This is a genomic window from Roseomonas acroporae, assembly GCF_023223525.1.
Taxonomy (GTDB): Bacteria; Pseudomonadota; Alphaproteobacteria; order Acetobacterales; family Acetobacteraceae; genus Roseomonas_E; species Roseomonas_E acroporae.
Map to the genome: position 1 here is coordinate 1 of NZ_JALPRX010000135.1, position 14,005 is coordinate 14,005.

General features: G+C 69.1%; 20 protein-coding genes. 7 read left to right on the forward strand and 13 right to left on the reverse strand.

Annotated features, from left to right (window positions below; genetic code table 11):
* The 8 genes from M0638_RS24900 to M0638_RS24935 form a co-directional block, all read right to left on the reverse strand.
* Nucleotides 1-894 (reverse strand): hypothetical protein (locus M0638_RS24900; protein ID WP_248669662.1); only part of this gene is annotated, 894 nt, incomplete at its 3' end.
* Nucleotides 895-909: 15 nt separating this feature from the next.
* On the reverse strand, nucleotides 910-1,800 hold the full coding sequence (locus tag M0638_RS24905; protein ID WP_248669663.1) for a hypothetical protein: 891 nt from the start codon (nucleotides 1,798-1,800) through the stop codon (nucleotides 910-912).
* Nucleotides 1,800-2,990 (reverse strand): hypothetical protein, encoded by a 1,191-nt coding sequence (locus tag M0638_RS24910; RefSeq protein WP_248669664.1) that lies wholly within the window; start codon nucleotides 2,988-2,990, stop codon nucleotides 1,800-1,802. Before M0638_RS24910 ends, M0638_RS24905 begins: the two co-directional genes overlap by 1 nt.
* A gap of 12 nt (nucleotides 2,991-3,002) precedes the next feature.
* Nucleotides 3,003-3,443, reverse strand: coding sequence for a hypothetical protein (locus tag M0638_RS24915; protein WP_248669665.1), 441 nt, complete (start codon nucleotides 3,441-3,443; stop codon nucleotides 3,003-3,005).
* Nucleotides 3,444-3,523: 80 nt separating this feature from the next.
* Nucleotides 3,524-4,834 carry an SGNH/GDSL hydrolase family protein gene (locus M0638_RS24920; RefSeq protein WP_248669666.1) on the reverse strand — a complete coding sequence of 437 codons (1,311 nt, stop codon included), beginning with the start codon at nucleotides 4,832-4,834 and terminating at the stop codon, nucleotides 3,524-3,526.
* On the reverse strand, nucleotides 4,834-5,592 hold the full coding sequence (locus tag M0638_RS24925) for a hypothetical protein (RefSeq protein WP_248669667.1): 759 nt from the start codon (nucleotides 5,590-5,592) through the stop codon (nucleotides 4,834-4,836). The genes M0638_RS24920 and M0638_RS24925 overlap by 1 nt, the downstream gene beginning before the upstream one ends.
* A gap of 12 nt (nucleotides 5,593-5,604) precedes the next feature.
* Nucleotides 5,605-6,168, reverse strand: a complete 564-nt coding sequence (locus M0638_RS24930) for a hypothetical protein (protein WP_248669668.1) — start codon at nucleotides 6,166-6,168, stop codon at nucleotides 5,605-5,607.
* Between the two features lie 12 nt (nucleotides 6,169-6,180).
* Complete coding sequence (locus M0638_RS24935; protein WP_248669669.1) at nucleotides 6,181-8,310, reverse strand: phage tail protein; 2,130 nt, start codon at nucleotides 8,308-8,310, stop codon at nucleotides 6,181-6,183.
* A 132-nt stretch (nucleotides 8,311-8,442) separates the two neighbouring features.
* On the opposite strand from M0638_RS24935, the gene M0638_RS24940 reads away from it, so the two are divergent.
* From M0638_RS24940 to M0638_RS24950, 3 genes are all read left to right on the forward strand, one after another.
* Nucleotides 8,443-8,718: a type II toxin-antitoxin system RelE/ParE family toxin gene (locus M0638_RS24940; RefSeq protein ID WP_248669670.1), complete on the forward strand. Its 276-nt coding sequence runs from the start codon at nucleotides 8,443-8,445 to the stop codon at nucleotides 8,716-8,718.
* A gap of 51 nt (nucleotides 8,719-8,769) precedes the next feature.
* Complete coding sequence (locus M0638_RS24945; RefSeq protein WP_248669671.1) at nucleotides 8,770-9,087, forward strand: HigA family addiction module antitoxin; 318 nt, start codon at nucleotides 8,770-8,772, stop codon at nucleotides 9,085-9,087.
* A 145-nt stretch (nucleotides 9,088-9,232) separates the two neighbouring features.
* Entirely contained in the window at nucleotides 9,233-9,427 is a 195-nt protein-coding gene (locus M0638_RS24950; RefSeq protein WP_248669672.1) for a hypothetical protein, read from the forward strand.
* 60 nt (nucleotides 9,428-9,487) lie between these two features.
* On the opposite strand, the gene M0638_RS24955 is transcribed toward M0638_RS24950, so the two are convergent.
* The 4 genes from M0638_RS24955 to M0638_RS29185 are packed head-to-tail and all read right to left on the reverse strand — an operon-like array spanning nucleotide 9,488 to nucleotide 11,230.
* Nucleotides 9,488-9,688: a hypothetical protein gene (locus tag M0638_RS24955; protein WP_248669673.1), complete on the reverse strand. Its 201-nt coding sequence runs from the start codon at nucleotides 9,686-9,688 to the stop codon at nucleotides 9,488-9,490.
* Entirely contained in the window at nucleotides 9,688-9,948 is a 261-nt protein-coding gene (locus M0638_RS24960) for a hypothetical protein (RefSeq protein ID WP_248669674.1), read from the reverse strand. Before M0638_RS24960 ends, M0638_RS24955 begins: the two co-directional genes overlap by 1 nt.
* Complete coding sequence (locus M0638_RS24965) at nucleotides 9,948-10,508, reverse strand: PDDEXK family nuclease (RefSeq protein WP_248669675.1); 561 nt, start codon at nucleotides 10,506-10,508, stop codon at nucleotides 9,948-9,950. Before M0638_RS24965 ends, M0638_RS24960 begins: the two co-directional genes overlap by 1 nt.
* The gene (locus tag M0638_RS29185; protein WP_345893069.1) at nucleotides 10,508-11,230 is read right to left on the reverse strand and encodes an antA/AntB antirepressor family protein; all 723 of its coding nucleotides are present in this window, start codon (nucleotides 11,228-11,230) and stop codon (nucleotides 10,508-10,510) included. The genes M0638_RS24965 and M0638_RS29185 overlap by 1 nt, the downstream gene beginning before the upstream one ends.
* Before the next feature lie 275 nt (nucleotides 11,231-11,505).
* On the opposite strand from M0638_RS29185, the gene M0638_RS24975 reads away from it, so the two are divergent.
* The 4 genes from M0638_RS24975 to M0638_RS24990 all read left to right on the forward strand — a co-directional run bounded on the left by M0638_RS24975 (nucleotide 11,506) and on the right by M0638_RS24990 (nucleotide 13,590).
* Nucleotides 11,506-11,739: a helix-turn-helix domain-containing protein gene (locus M0638_RS24975; protein ID WP_248669677.1), complete on the forward strand. Its 234-nt coding sequence runs from the start codon at nucleotides 11,506-11,508 to the stop codon at nucleotides 11,737-11,739.
* A gap of 38 nt (nucleotides 11,740-11,777) precedes the next feature.
* Nucleotides 11,778-12,659: a hypothetical protein gene (locus M0638_RS24980; RefSeq protein ID WP_248669678.1), complete on the forward strand. Its 882-nt coding sequence runs from the start codon at nucleotides 11,778-11,780 to the stop codon at nucleotides 12,657-12,659.
* Nucleotides 12,660-12,735: 76 nt separating this feature from the next.
* Nucleotides 12,736-12,909, forward strand: coding sequence for a hypothetical protein (locus M0638_RS24985; RefSeq protein WP_248669679.1), 174 nt, complete (start codon nucleotides 12,736-12,738; stop codon nucleotides 12,907-12,909).
* Nucleotides 12,910-12,969: 60 nt separating this feature from the next.
* Nucleotides 12,970-13,590: a YajG family lipoprotein gene (locus tag M0638_RS24990; protein WP_248669680.1), complete on the forward strand. Its 621-nt coding sequence runs from the start codon at nucleotides 12,970-12,972 to the stop codon at nucleotides 13,588-13,590.
* A gap of 257 nt (nucleotides 13,591-13,847) precedes the next feature.
* Here the strand turns inward: M0638_RS24990 and M0638_RS29290 are convergent.
* Nucleotides 13,848-14,005: DUF6950 family protein (locus tag M0638_RS29290; RefSeq protein ID WP_408903676.1), on the reverse strand; the 158-nt coding region annotated here is incomplete at its 5' end.

Here is a 14,005-nt window from a genome sequence, read left to right on the forward strand (position 1 = left end):
GCCCCACTTCACGGATTTCCAGACGGCGTTGGCGGTGTCGTTGAGGCCGCACCGCAGCGCGGCCATGCGCAGCCCCGCCGCGCCGACCGTGGTGAGGTTGATCGGCACCGACACGGCGGTGCCGCTGGCCGGCGTGTCCGTCAGCGTGCCGTCCGCCGTGCCCCACGGCGTGTAGCTCGGGCTGCTGGTGTTGCCCGTCTTGATGGTGACGCCATCGGCGTCCAGCACCAGCGCGTCGTTGCGCGAAGCGAAGACACGCGTGGCGCCGCTCGCCTTGGCCGACAGCGTGCCCACCGTCGTACCGGCCGACACGGCGCCGGATGTGACGCTGGCGAGGACCTGGTTGAAGGCGGTGGCGGCGGCGGCCCCCACGGTGACGGAGATGAGCGTGCTGCGCGTCGTGCCGCTGGCCGCCGTCTCCACCAGCATACCGGGGATGGTGCTGATGGCGGCCGGGGTGCTGCCGGCCACGACCTGCGAGCCGGTGACCGCGACTTTGCCCGCGTCGGCCGGGTTGATCGGGACGAAGGTTACCGTGGAGCCGCTGGCGATGCCCGCGATGGCACCCCAGGGAGTGCCCGCGGCATCGCCCGCCGCGATGGTGCCGGGGGTGAACACCAGGGCCGCGAGGAAGGCGCCGACACCCTGCGCGATCGCGAGCGACGCCTTGACGATCGCGAGCCGGGCGGCGAGCAGCGTCATGTTGGCCGCGTCGGCGGCCCCGAACGCGTGGCCGCTCGTGCGCGCGCCGAGCGCCAGCGCGGTCGGTGCGGCGATGCCGCGCACCGTCGCCAGCGACGCCTCGGCGGCGTTGAGCCGGGTGACGAAATCCGCGAGGTTCGAGGCGTCGCCAGCCGCGAACAGGTGGCCGGTGACGTGGGCGGTCTGTGCCATGTCAGAGGTCCCTGATCACGTGTTGAACCAGTTGGCCCACAGGCGGTTGAGCAGGACGCCCGCCTCCGTGGCCGTGGTGAAGCGGCTCGCGGTGACGAACTCACCAAAGGTCGTGTCGCCGTAGAGAGACGGCGCGGCCTCGCCGTCCTTGACGCGGGCGCCCAGCGTCAGGCGCGAGATGCCGGCGATCTGGCTGTCTGCCAGCGTGGGGCCGCTGCTCCAGGTCGTGACCAAGCCTGCGGTGCCGAGCTGGTACTTGGCATCCACGGTCATGTTCGTGCCGTCGTGCCGGATGAGCATCACGAGGCGCGTGTTCGCGACCGGAGCCGCCGGGAAGTTGACGTTGACGCCATTGCCTCGACGCACACAGGTCCCGGCCCAGTTGATCGTCATCTGGCTGTAGCGGTCGCTGGTGCTGTTCGAGGCCGGGTTGCAGAGATCCCACAGCGCCTGCGCCGTGGCACCGACGCTGTCGATGTTCATCACGCTGATGAATGTACAGGGCTGAAGCACGCCGAAGTCGGTCTGGAAGTTGGTGTTGTTGTGCGAGAGGTACTTCGAGGCGCTGCTCGCGAAGCGGATGCCGCTGCGCCCGGTCGGGAAGGCGCTCGCCACCAGCGTCGGCTGGTTGCCGGCGGTGGCTTGCGTCAGGTTGCGCGCCGCCGCGCCCTTGTCCGCCCAGGCCGAGACGGCATTGGATGAGGACGTGATCGTGGCGGCGTCGGTCGTGGTGTACCAGTCGCGCAGGCTGCTGCCGTAGACGGCGCTGGCCCAGGATGCGGCATTGGCGTTCTGCACGCTCGGGATCGCCGCCTCGACCGCCAGCAGTTCGGTCTGGAAATCGGCGACGTTTGCGAGGTCGGCCTGACCGACGCGATGCCCCGACGTGCGAAGGATCTGCGCCATCAGGCGGCCCACCCGGAAGCGAGCGTGGCGAAGATGTTGGTGCCGTCGCTGAACCACTTGATGACATGCTTCGCGCCGGCCGCGCCGCTCAGCGCCATGGCCCCGCCGGGCCAGGAGAACTTGTCGCCATAGGCCAGCGTGTAGGCCGTGCCACCGTTGCTGCCGTTGGTGACGACGATGCGGCCCTTCGCGCCGTCGAACAGCCCGGTGAAGTTGGCGAGCGTGCTGTTCTGGCCCAGCGTGACGTAGTGCTGGCTGTCGCGCGCCGTGATGGCGATGCTGACGGTGCCGGCGGAAGGCGTGACGGTGCCGACGTAGTAGGTGACGTAGCGACCATCCGCCGCCTGTCGGTCGGGAATGTCCGTCGCAGCCGCCACGCCCACCGCCTGCATGGCGAAGGTGTCGGTGGCGGTGGCGCGGACCAATCCGGCGCCGGTGAGCGGAGCGAGGGCCGTCAGGGTGGCGTCGGCGGCCTGCCGGCTGGTGTCCACCGGGTGGACGTGGTCCTCGTGCGCAGCATTGGCGCTGGAGCCCGCCGCCGCGGTGCCCGCCATGGACGGCGTGGCGCTGCCAAGCGAGGCGCCGGTCGGCACGGCCCCCCAGGTCTGGTCGCCTCGCAGGTAGGTGCTGCTGCTGGCGGTTCCGGTGCCCAGGCGCGCCGGGGCGACCGTGCCGGAGGTGATGTCGGCCGCGCTGTGGGTGTGCGACGCGGCGGCCCGCGACGTGTCCGTGGGGTGGACGTGGTCGCTGCGGGCGGCGGTGCCGGCCGAGCCGGCGGCTGCCGTCCCGTCCATCGCCGGGGTCGTGGAGCCGAGGGAGACGCCGGCCGCCGGGGTGGTCCACGTTCCGTCACCGCGCAGGTACGTGGTCGCGTCACGCGTGCCGGTGGCGGTCAGGTCGGCGATCGCATGCGTGTGCGATGCCGCCGCCCGGCTGGTGTCGGTGGGATGCACATGGTCGGACCGGGCCGAGGTGGTGGCGCTGCCGAGCGCCGCCGTGCCGTCCATGGCGGGTGTGCCGGTGGAGGCGAGCGAGGGCTTCGCTGCGGCGGCATCCCGCGCCGTCTGGTCCACCCCGAAGCGCACATCGTTGCCCTGCGCGAAAGTGCCCGCCGTGGTGCCGAACACGGGGGCGAGCTTGTTCGACAGCACCTGGAAGGCGCCGCTGAACAGCGTCGAAAGTCCTGCCATCTCTGCAGCTCCTCAGGCCGACACGTCGTCGGTGACGGGTTGGTTCGATCCGGTGATGTCGTCGGTGACGATGGTGTTGCCGCCGGTGATGTCGTCGGTGATGGACTGGCCGGCAGCGGTGACGGTGACGGCGATCGTCAGCGTGCTGGTCCTGCCGTCGGTGTAGGCGTCGGTGACCACGGCCGTGATGACACCCGCGCTCAGCCCGGAGACGCCGACGACGATCTGTCCACCGTCGCTGGACAGCGCGAGGCGGCCGTCGTTCGGCGTGAGCGTGCGCGTGGCATCGGACGGGCGCGCCGTCAGCGTCGTCACCACGGCGCCCGTCGTGCTGCTGGCGCTCAGGCTCGGTGCCGATGGGCTGGCGACGATCTGCGGGAGCGACGGGCCGCTGACGAGCGTGATCGCCGCGTAGCCGCGAGAGCGCCGCAACGCCCTCGGTGATCTGGCCATGGTCACCTCTCATGGGGTATCGCCGCGGCGCCGGGCGGCGCGCGGTGGTGGTGGGACGGGCTGTGGTGCGGTGGCGGGCGCTAGAGGCCGAGCAGCCGGCGCAGCAGCGGCGTGAAGACAGCCGACGCCGTGGCATTGAACAGCGGGCCGCCGTGCAGCCCGGATCCGTCAGAGGTCATGCTCGGCAGCCACTGGCCGGGATGAGCCGGGTCCTCGCCGATCGTCTGGAGGTCGAGCACATGGATGTTGTGGCCCTGAAGCGCGCGGATCGGTTCACGCGTCGCGCGCCACGCCGCGATGTAGGCCGGGTCAGAGTAGTTCCGCGGCATCGGCGTGGTAACGACGATCGGCACGCGGTCGTCCAGCATCGCCCGCACCGCCAGGATGCGGTCGATCTGCCACGCGGCATTCGCGCGGAAATCGGCGACGCTGTTCAGCTCCATGTTGTCGTTGCCGCTGAACCCCTCGATCAGCACCAGTGAGGCCGGCACGCGGTCGAGTGTGGAGAGCAGGTGGGGGAACCACTGGTTCAGCCGCGCGCCGCCCCAGGCAGCGTTGAGCACGCCGATCGGTGCCGCCTGCACCGCCTGGAGGGCGTAGGCGCTGAGCAGGTGGAACGGCGCGTTGCCCGTGCCGGCGTCGCCCTGCATCTGGCTGTCGCCGCCGGTGACGATCTGGAACCCGGCCTCGCAGGTGATCGCCTCGACCCAGCAGAACGGCATGCCGCCGCCGGGGGAGGTGCCGGAGACGCTGCTGGCCAGCAGGTTGTCGCCCGCCTTGAACAGGCAGCCGGTGCCGTGGCCGAGGTACGCGTCGCCCACACCCATGTCCGGCGTCGGCAGCCCGCGCGCCACGCTGGCGCCCTGCGGCCACAGCACGCGAATGAACAGGATGCGCCCGTCCCGCCCGTCGAGCCGGGGGAGCAGATCCACCGGGATCACGTCGGACAGGTAGTAGACCGCCGCCTGATCGGTCGCCGGCCACCACGGGCTGACGAGGCCGGGATCGGTCACCGTGCCGCCGTTGCCGGGGACCGTGGCGGTGTAGACCGAGCCGCTCACGGGCAGAACTGGCAGGTTGTCGCCGGGAGTGCCTGCGTAGTTGAAGGTGCCGCGCTTCCAGGCGCCGCCGCCGGTGGGGTTGGCGTAGTCGGCCCAGGTGGTGGACGGGCAGACGTAAAACGGGCCGGCGGGGACCGGCGTGTTCGAGCAGTTGCCGAAGCAGAGCCGGATCGCGGTCGTGCTCGCGGGCACCGCCACGGCCGCGAACATCGTGCCTGGCGCGCTGCTGATGCCCGCGGCGGCGGCCGAGAGCGTGTCGAGCCGTGCACCGCCGTGCCGGATCGCGATGCGCTGGGTACGGGGCGGGGACGGGCGCCCGAAGATCGGCATCAGACTGCAAGCCCGTTCGACGCCGCGTAGCCCCGGCACCACGCGACCACGGCCGCGTCGTCCGCCTCGCTGAGCACGGTGTTGTAGACCAGCGCCAGCATGAGGTGCACCGCGCCGTCGTTGGGCGCGCCGGGGTGCGCCGTGCCGATCAGCAGGTTGCGCGAGACCAGCGCGCGGCCTCCGCTGAAGCTGGTCACGGTCCCGTCCACGCCGCCGGGGCTGCGGCGGTCACGCGCCTGGAGCGTCCCCGCGCCGACCACGCCTGAGACCAGCTTGGCCGTGCGGTAGCTGTCATAGGGCACGGCCGCGGCGGCGATCGGCTGCGCCGTGCTGCCGGCGCTGCTGGCGCTGACAGCCAGCACGCTGGCGCTCGTGCCCTGATCCGCCGCGAGGCTGAAAAACGTGCCCTTGCCATCCGCGCCGAAGCTGCTGGCGATCATCGGCGTATGGGCGCCGGTCAGCGGCGCCGTGGTCTTCATGACCGCGTAGAAATTGCAGGCGGCGAGGTCCGGCACGCCGGTGTCGAAGCCGGCCGCGCCGCCCTGGAACACAGTCCACGGCCCGTCGATCGTGGGCAGCGTGCCGAACGGCGCGGCGCACCGCCCGCCGCCGGGGGCGCGGTTGAGGCGGGAGTGGTCGACGTTCCCGCCGTCGAACAGGCCGGCGTAGACCAGCCCGCCCATGACGGGGAGGATCACGCGCGGCGAGGCGAGCGCCGCCGCCCCGCCGGCGGCGAGTTGGACGCTGGTGGTTGCCATGAGGCTCTCCGGTCAGGGGGCGGCGGTAACCACGCCGGCCGGGCCGACGCCGAACCAGACGCGGCCGACCGCGTCGGTGATCGCGAAGGCAAGGTCGGCGCCGTCGGGCACCTGCCTGATGCGGGCACCGCCCGGCAGCACGATGCCGTCGGTCAGGATGTCGAGCGCGGTCAGCAGGTCCGTGGTCGAGAGGCGCGCCCCGCCGCCCGGCGCGCGCGTGACCAGCAGCGGCCCGCCGAGCATCTCGTCCTGGCTGGCCGAGAACACTGCCCGCCCCACCGCGTCGGTGAAGGCCAGCGTCGAGGCGCCGTTGCCGATCAGCCGCAGCAGCAGATCGTTCAGCGCCACCGCACCCACCAGCAGATCCAGCAACGTCGCACCGGCGGCCGGGCTGGCGAGGCGCGTCCCGGCGCCGGCCGGCAGCGCGGTGATCGCGACGTTGCCCAACTCGGTCTCGGTCGCCGTGACGCGGCTGCTCAGGGCGCTGTCGGCATTGAGCAGCTCGCTCAGCAGCGCGCGCAGCTTCGCCTTGTCGACGTCCTGGCCGTCGACCAAAGCCTGTGCGGGGGTTGTCATGCCTGTCCTCTCTCAGCCGCCCGGAGACGGGTCCGGCGGCGCCGGCCATGTGCCGACCGTGCCACCGGCGCCGCCCGCGCCCGCGGTCACCACGATCGCCGTCTGCGTGCCGCTCCAGGTGCCGCTGGCCGACACGGCCCGGGCCCAGAGACGGCGCGTCTCGCCGGCTGTCAGGGTGATCGTGCTCGTGCCCTCCAGGCCCGAGGGGACGATCGCCGTCAGGGCGAGGCCGGCCGTGTCGAAGCCGGCGGCCGCACCACCCACGAAGATCTGCACCTTCACGGCGTCGCTCCCGACCAGCCAATGCACCGCGACGCCGCCGGCGACGCCGTGCGCCTCGATCGCGACCGGCGCCACCGGCGGGTGCGCCTCGGTCCACGGGCCAACCTGCGTCTCCGAGCGGCCGCGCATACGGAACGAGGCCGGGCCGGTGGGGTAGCCCACCGCCGTCTGCCCCGAGGCATCGACGCTCTGCCACGCCGTGTCGCCGGCGTTGCGCCAAGCGGCGTCGTAGACCGTGGCGCCGTCCACGAAGGCGCTGGCGAAGGCGACGCTGGCCGGCACCGGGTCGGTCGGCGTCGTGACCGTCACCGCCGCCGCCGGCAGCGTCACGCCGCTCGGCAGGGTTGCCACCGACACCACGCCGAGGTCCTGTTCCTCCGTCGCCGCGTCCCAGGCCCAGATGTCGGCGCTCTCCTGCTCCAGCGTCACGTCCACGCCGCCATCGGTCAGCGTCCAGCCGGTGACGCGGTAGGTGTCGCTGGGCAGCCGCGCGGTGCCGAAGGTCACCACGTCCATCGGCCGCAGCCGCAGGCCCATCATGTTGAGTTGCAACTTGATCGTGCGCTGCGCCCGGATGCGCATGAGCGCGATCTTCATCAGGCGCTGGACGGTGTAGCCGCTGGTGGTGAAGGGGAAATCGAGGTCGGTGTAGAACTTCTGCCCACCGTCCTGCGCGATGAAGGCGTCGCCGTAGAGCACCGGCGCGTCGGTCGCCTGCCAGTCCGCATCGGGCCGGATGTAGGTGGCGCGGACGCAGTTGAAGAGGTCGCGTGCCGCGCGGTTCGCCTGCACCGTCACCGGCCCGCGCAGGTCGCTCTCGGTGATCGTCTGCGTCGCAGCCGTCGCCGCGCCGGCGAAGATGTACCACTTGCCGCCGGAGAAGATGATCGCGCCGGCCATCGCCTGCGCCAGCTTCTCCAGGATCTCGCTCGGCGTCTGGTCAAGGTCGAAGGTGCCGTTGATCGTGTAGCGCTTCTCGGTGCCGCCGCCCTTGAGCGGCACATCCTCGTCGCAGATGTTGGCCGCCGCGATCAGCGACGGGATGTCGATCTCGTCCCAGGTGCAGCGCAGGCCGAAGTTGCTGGTGAGGTAGTCGGCCACGATCAGCGCGGCGTTGGTGCGGAATACCACGTCGTTGGTGCGCGGGTCGTGTACGGGCTTGCCACGCACATTGGCCGAGACGTTCGGCACGCCCGAGAACGCCGCCTGATCGTACTTGAAGACCGAGAACAGGCAGGCCCGGCCGCGCAGCCGATGCGCCGTCGTCCAGGCGCCGTTGGTCTCGGCTACCATGAAGCTGCACGCCGTCTGGTCCGGCAGGCCGGGCTTGCCCTCGACATGCGCGAGGCCGGCGAACTTGCCGTCCGAGGCGATCAGGTCATCGATGTTGATCTGGTCGAGACCGTCGATGACGTGGCCGCATAGCACGTGGACCACGTAGAGGAGCTGCTCTGCCTTGTAATTCCGCGTGGTGCTGGCGCTCTCCCAGCCGCCGGGCGGCACGCTGCTGGCGCCGCCGGTCAGCACGCTGTCGAAGTCGGTCAAGGCCTCGGGGTTCGTGTAGAGGAACACGATCGGGCCGCTGACCTTCGCCCGGCCGTAGATCACCCGGTGCGGCGTGATGGCCTGGCGGAACTGCTGGCTGCGGCTTGAGAGGTCGCTGGCGTTGGAGGTCTTGGCGGTCTTCGTCGGGAAGACAGCGGCGCCGGCGGCGTTGACCGCGTAGGTGACCGCCATCCCAACAACGGATGCGACCAAGACGCCGGCGAGCGAGGTGATGCTTAGTCCGAGCGCGACGGTGGCACCATAGCCCGCTACGGCGCCGGCCACCGCCGCGATGATCGGGACAACGACTGGCACGTCAGGTCGCCCTCGGCAGCGCGGCTGCGTGGTGCATGGGTGGCTCCGGGGTGGGGTGGGCTGACCGATTTTCGGCCGGTGACTGTAAAGTGACGCTTGACGGACCTGTAAGGCTATGCTTTACATATCCCCATGATCCGGTCCTTCAAAAGCAAGCCCCTCGCGAACCTCTGGGCCAAGGGAGACGCCTCCAAGGTCAACCAAGACCTGGTTGAGCGTGTGAAGGTGCGGCTTTCCACTCTGGCCGCCGCCACAAAGCCTGAGGACATGAACCTGCCTGGGTTCGACTTCCACAAGCTGCGTGGCAAGCCTGTTCGCTACACCGTCCACGTCAACGGCCCTTGGTGCATCACCTTCGGCTGGGAAGGTGAGGACGCGATCAAGGTGGACTTGGAGCAATACCACTGACGGGGACTGAGACCGGATCTGGAACTGGAACTGAAACTGGAGACGAAGCCGATGACCGACATTCAGGCTGCTCGCCGGCCTGCCTTCGAGCCCACCCACCCCGGCGTCCTGCTGCGCGACACCGTGCTGCCGGCCATCGGCCTATCCGTCACGGCGGCGGCCGAGCGCCTCGGCGTGTCCCGGCAGGCGCTCCACGCCATCCTGGCGGAGAAGGCCGCCGTCTCGCCCGAGATGGCGGCTCGCCTGGCCCGGCTCTGCGGCAACAGCCCTGACCTGTGGCTGCGGATGCAGCAGAACCGCGACCTCTGGCGTGTAGAGCGCGACATGGCCGAGGAGTTGGGGCACATCGAGCCGGCGAAGGCAGCGTAGGCAAGCCGATCTGCGAAAGGAGCGCCGCCATGACTTGGCATTAGGTTCGCCCTGGATCGTCCAGGGTGTTCAGGAGGGGACCGATGTGTCCCGCCCCCATCATCACTCCCGCAAGTGGGGCCGAGAGCACCGCTGGGCGGATCGCGTGGACCGCGCCGGGTACAGCGGCAACAGCACGGCCGGAGAGGCACCCGGCTGGTTCGTCCGGCTCTACGACGAGCGTCCCGGTCGCCGCGCCGACCGCCTGCTCCTCTACCGGCTGGCGAGCGGCGACGCTGACGCCGAGAACGTGGTGTTCTTCCGCTACGGCAACCGGAAGCCCCACACCTACTACTGGTGACACGGAGAGGGCGCCCCGTCGCCAGGGCGCCCTCGGTTCAGGCCGGCGGTGGGCCGGGGGTCAGTGCAGGCTGACGCCAGTCGTCCGGGGCGCGAGATCGGTGGCGAAGCGGTCCATCACCTCGTCGTCGATCCCCATGGCGCGCAGCACATGCAGAACGACGCCAAGGCCGGCGACCGCCGCCACCTCCCGCAGCATCTGCAACTCACCCCAGGTGCAGGGGCGCGGGGCGGTAGGAGCGTCGGGAGAGAGGCGGGGCATCAGCGCGCCCTCCCGATCCGCCGCACCGGCGCCCGGGCCACGTAGAGGTGCAGCGGCACCACGCTGCACTCGTCGGGCTCGGCCTCGCCGTCGTGGTCGGGCTCGGCGTCCGGGTCGCCGTCCAGTGCGTCGAGCCGCTCGATCGGCGCCTCGACCTCCTGCTCGATCCGCCGGCGCTCGGCGGCACGCTCGCCCCGGCGCCGCTCCGCCAGCGTCGGCTGCCGCAGCACGCGCGGGAAGCAGAGGATGGTGGCGGGCATCAGTTGAGCCCTCCCTTGATGAGAGGGTGATTTTCAACGTCCAGGTCAATGAACGTCATTTCGGCGTCTAGAGTACACGCGAGCGAAGGCGCAGCGGCGTAACCATGGTCGGCCTCGTAGAACTCTATGTACCGGCGCAACTGGTCCTTCGCGCGGCGATCGAACTTATCGCGCTTGATTTCCACAGGCCGGATTTGACCTTGGACTTCAACCAGAAAGTCACAACGGCCCTCCGGGTGTCCACTCACGGGAATGAGCGTCGCGCCGGGTATCAGGATCTCCACATTAGCCTTGAACAGAGGGTGGTAGTGGCTGATTTCGCCATGGCGTCGATCACAGTGATGGTCGTGCATACGCAGCATGTATGCGTGAACTGCCACCCATAGAGGCGCGGCCTCGTCCCAGACCCCGACCTTAACCAGCATGCGCGCCGCTTCATCAAGAGCCTTCATGGCCGGGACAAGCTTGCCTTCGACGGAGAAGACTGCGGCCTGCGACAGATACGCCATGGCTCCAATGGCAAGGCTCTGGTCATCGGTTGGCATTTCATCGTCAGCCATCACGCGGCCTCCTCGCTCGGCGGCACCGGCCTCACGGCGGAACCGATCAGCTTGGCCAGCTTCGTGAGGCCCTGCGGCGTGACGCGGACCTGCTCGCCCGTCTTCTCCGAGCCGTCCGGGCGCAGCACCGTCGTCACCTTGTGGACCAGATCGCGCGAGATGATCCGGGCCTGATAGGCGCACCAGTGGTCCGCGCCCACGCGGCGGTAGGTCCAGCCGTTGCTCGACAGGTAGTCGAACAGCGCCTTCGGCCGCACCTGGAGCAGCTTGGCCGCGTCCGTGATGCAGTGGCTGCCGTCCGCGTCCGCCAGCCGATCCAACGCCTCGGCCTTGGGCGTCAGCTCGCCCACCTCGGCCTGCAAGGCCAACACCTTCTCGCTGTAGGTCAGCAGCAGGCCGCGCATCGCCGCCGGGTCGTTCAGGACGGCGACCGGATCGGTGGCGCCGGCCCTCGCGCGACGCTCGCACTCGATGAAGTAGAGGCGCGCCCTCTTGCCCTCCTCGGTGCGCTCGACCATCGACAACTCCTTCGCCATGTCGATGGTGACGAAGTACTCCTTGGAGCGCCGGTCACCGCCCCGCCCGGATTGGTTCCCCGAAATTGGGGAACCAATGACAAAGTCCTGATTTTCCACGAAATCGTACTGCTCGATCCGGTCCTTGATCCAGGTCGAGAAGTCCTTGCCCACCTTGAGCACGGCATGCAGCTCGCGGGCATCCACCGTCTAGACGGTGGCGCCGCCGATCCGGCCTTGGGATAGGGGCAGCAGAGGCTTATTGTCGTCGTCGGTCACTGTCCGCTCCATCAAGCGGGTTGGGACAAGGCGCCGTCTGGTAAACGGCGCCGGTGGGCCGGGCGGGCGGGGCAGGTTCCTAGGCCACATCCCCGCCGCCCGGACGCTCAACCGCCTTGAGACGGCCGAGTGTCTGGTGTAAATTACCCCATGTGTGGGGCATTCATCAAGGCGATTGCATCGCGCGTGGGGGCTTTTACCCCATGCTGACGAGCTATCAGGTCCGAGCCGGCCGAGCGCTGGTCCGCTGGTCGGCCCGCGAGCTAGCCGTGGAGGCGGGCGTCAGCCTCAACACCATCCAGCGGATCGAGGCCGTGGACGGGGTGCCCTCCACATCCGCCAAGACCCTTGGGGCCATCCAGCGCGCCCTCGAAGGCGCCGGCGTCGAGTTCATCCCCGGCGGCGCCCGGCTGAGGGACTCCACAACCTCCAATTGATTTTGCTAGCGTGACGGCTCACTGCCTGGGAGCCGCGCATGCCGATGTTCGACGGGGTGGTGTTGGCCGATCACCTCAGCCTGGATGTGGCGATCCACTACCGCGACGCCGAAGAGGCGGACACCAAGCGGCTCGTCACCATCAAGCAGGCGCTTGGCAGTAAGTCAGCGGATGAAGATGTGCCGGCGTTCACCCACATCCTCGGCCTTTGCCATTTGCGCAATCGCCTACGTCACTTCCGAGTTGATCGGATTGTGGACTTGGTCGATCCCGAAACTGGCGAGATTGTCAACAATCCCGCAATCTGGATCATTCAGAATCTTCACCTAAGAGCTAATGCTCCAGAGGAAGCTACACGAAAAACCCGTAGAGTTCTCAGCCCGGTGCGATTCGAAAACGGGATCGCGGCAGGGTGGGCTTTTGGCGTGCCCGAGGCATTTCGGCGGGCCTTGGACATTTTCTTCTATGAGCGCGTCCTCTCCCCAGGCGGCTCTCTGCGGCGAGAGTTGGCGGCCAAAGGGGTCGAGTGCTCACCGGAGGCTTTGGTCGGAGACCGCGCCGCCCTTCAAGCACTCCAGCAGGAGGCGCAGAAGAAAGGGGTTTCCATCTCCAATCTCAGCATTGAAACCGCTCCAAACGGTAAGCCCCGCTTAGTGATGACCGTTGAAACGCAGGGGCGCCCGGCTGCTTACGATTTCTCCGTTGGGGATATTTTCTATGATCCGCCTGAGGCTCGAAAACTGCGATGGAAAGCGGCCCTTGGCGTGCTTCGCCGATCCGTACAGGTCGCAGATGTGGACGAGGACGGGCTTAAAGTTGAGTTCTGCCTGTACGAGGGCGGTAAGGAAGTATCGAGCCAAGAAATAGTCTGCGACCAGGAGGATTTGGTGTTCCTTCTCAAAACTGGCGAACTGCCCTAGCAGTCAGCACCGATCCGGAGCCTCAGCGCCGCGCCTGACGGTCTATGCTGGGCATAGACCCCTCCCCGAGGCCGCCATGTCCACCGACCTCATCCTCGCCGAGATCCAGGCCATCCGCGCCGACCTCGCTGCCACTCGGCAGAGCCTGGAGACGATCCTGGAAATCTACCGCCGGATGGAGGCGCGCCTGGACCGGATGGACAAGCGGCTGGCGGCGGCGGAGAACGGCCCGACGCCGGCCGGCGAGTAGGGCCTCCCCAACCCCCGCAACCCCTGGTAGCGTATCGGGTCCGAACCGAACGGAGCCCCGATGCGCCTCCTGGCCCGTGCCCTGTGCCTCGCCGCCCTACTGCTGACGGCCGGCTGCGCCCTCACCGTGGACACCATCGACGTGCGGTACGAGCCACCTCCCCAACCGGCGGCGGCCGTGCCAGGCGCCGAGGCGGTCATGGTCGCCGTGACCGCACGCGACGCCCGCACCGCCTATCGGGACCGCGTCTCGTCCAAGAAGAACGGCTACGGCATGGAGATGGCGCAGATCGTCGCCCGGGGCGACGTGATCGCCGAGGTGCAGAGGGCAGTGCTGGCCGAGATGGCTGCACGCGGGTTCCGCGCTGGGGGCGCGCCAGACGCCCTGATCGAGGTGGATGTTCTCCGGTTCTACAGCGACTTCAAGGTCGGGTTCTGGACGGCAACGGCCGATGCTGAGGTACTGCTGAATGTCCGCGTTAGAGGCGCCGAGCAGCCGTTTTCCGCGACCTATAGCGGCACCAATTCCGTAGGAGGCATCGTCGTGTTCAGTGGCGAGAACGCAGCCCCGGCTCTGAACGCTGCACTCCGCGACGCGGTCCAGAAGATGGTGATCGATCCGCTGTTCATTGCCGCCGTGATGGCGGCGCGCCCGACATACGGCCGCCGGCCGGGTTCCTGATCTTGTGTCGCCGCGCCTGCGATCCGGTCTTGGTCTCGTCTTCCTGCTGGGCGTGATCGCCCTCGGCAGCATCTTCTACGAGCCCCCGCCACCAGCACCGCCTCCCTGCGAGTCTATTGCTTCCTACCGTCAGGAAATCTTGCGGGCGGCGAATAACCTCCGACTCTACACCACCGACTTCCAGGCCCTCGGGAAACGCATCGTGCGGAGTTCGATAGAACAGACAGGCGGCCGGGTCTGCCCCGATTGGGACGAAGTCACACCACCCAAGCCCTGACCGCGACCCGCATCGGCATGGCGATCAGGCCACGATGTGTCACGGTCATGGCGGTGGCGCCGTTGCAGATCGCGAGCGCCGGGACGCCGCGCAGCAGCGCCCGGTCGCGCAGCACCAGCAGGTCGCCACGCTGGGCCA

Excerpts from the sequence above, each read along its gene's own strand:
- M0638_RS24905 (WP_248669663.1), bottom strand. The coding sequence starts at position 1,800 with ATGGCGCAGATCCTTCGCACGTCGGGGCATCGCGTCGGTCAGGCCGAC.
- M0638_RS24910 (WP_248669664.1), bottom strand. The coding sequence starts at position 2,990 with ATGGCAGGACTTTCGACGCTGTTCAGCGGCGCCTTCCAGGTGCTGTCG.
- M0638_RS24915 (WP_248669665.1), bottom strand. The coding sequence starts at position 3,443 with ATGGCCAGATCACCGAGGGCGTTGCGGCGCTCTCGCGGCTACGCGGCG.
- M0638_RS24920 (WP_248669666.1), bottom strand. The coding sequence starts at position 4,834 with ATGCCGATCTTCGGGCGCCCGTCCCCGCCCCGTACCCAGCGCATCGCG.
- M0638_RS24925 (WP_248669667.1), bottom strand. The coding sequence starts at position 5,592 with ATGGCAACCACCAGCGTCCAACTCGCCGCCGGCGGGGCGGCGGCGCTC.
- M0638_RS24930 (WP_248669668.1), bottom strand. The coding sequence starts at position 6,168 with ATGACAACCCCCGCACAGGCTTTGGTCGACGGCCAGGACGTCGACAAG.
- M0638_RS24940 (WP_248669670.1), top strand. The coding sequence starts at position 8,443 with ATGATCCGGTCCTTCAAAAGCAAGCCCCTCGCGAACCTCTGGGCCAAG.
- M0638_RS24945 (WP_248669671.1), top strand. The coding sequence starts at position 8,770 with ATGACCGACATTCAGGCTGCTCGCCGGCCTGCCTTCGAGCCCACCCAC.
- M0638_RS24955 (WP_248669673.1), bottom strand. The coding sequence starts at position 9,688 with ATGCCCCGCCTCTCTCCCGACGCTCCTACCGCCCCGCGCCCCTGCACC.
- M0638_RS24960 (WP_248669674.1), bottom strand. The coding sequence starts at position 9,948 with ATGCCCGCCACCATCCTCTGCTTCCCGCGCGTGCTGCGGCAGCCGACG.
- M0638_RS24965 (WP_248669675.1), bottom strand. The coding sequence starts at position 10,508 with ATGGCTGACGATGAAATGCCAACCGATGACCAGAGCCTTGCCATTGGA.
- M0638_RS24975 (WP_248669677.1), top strand. The coding sequence starts at position 11,506 with ATGCTGACGAGCTATCAGGTCCGAGCCGGCCGAGCGCTGGTCCGCTGG.
- M0638_RS24980 (WP_248669678.1), top strand. The coding sequence starts at position 11,778 with ATGCCGATGTTCGACGGGGTGGTGTTGGCCGATCACCTCAGCCTGGAT.
- M0638_RS24985 (WP_248669679.1), top strand. The coding sequence starts at position 12,736 with ATGTCCACCGACCTCATCCTCGCCGAGATCCAGGCCATCCGCGCCGAC.
- M0638_RS24990 (WP_248669680.1), top strand. The coding sequence starts at position 12,970 with ATGCGCCTCCTGGCCCGTGCCCTGTGCCTCGCCGCCCTACTGCTGACG.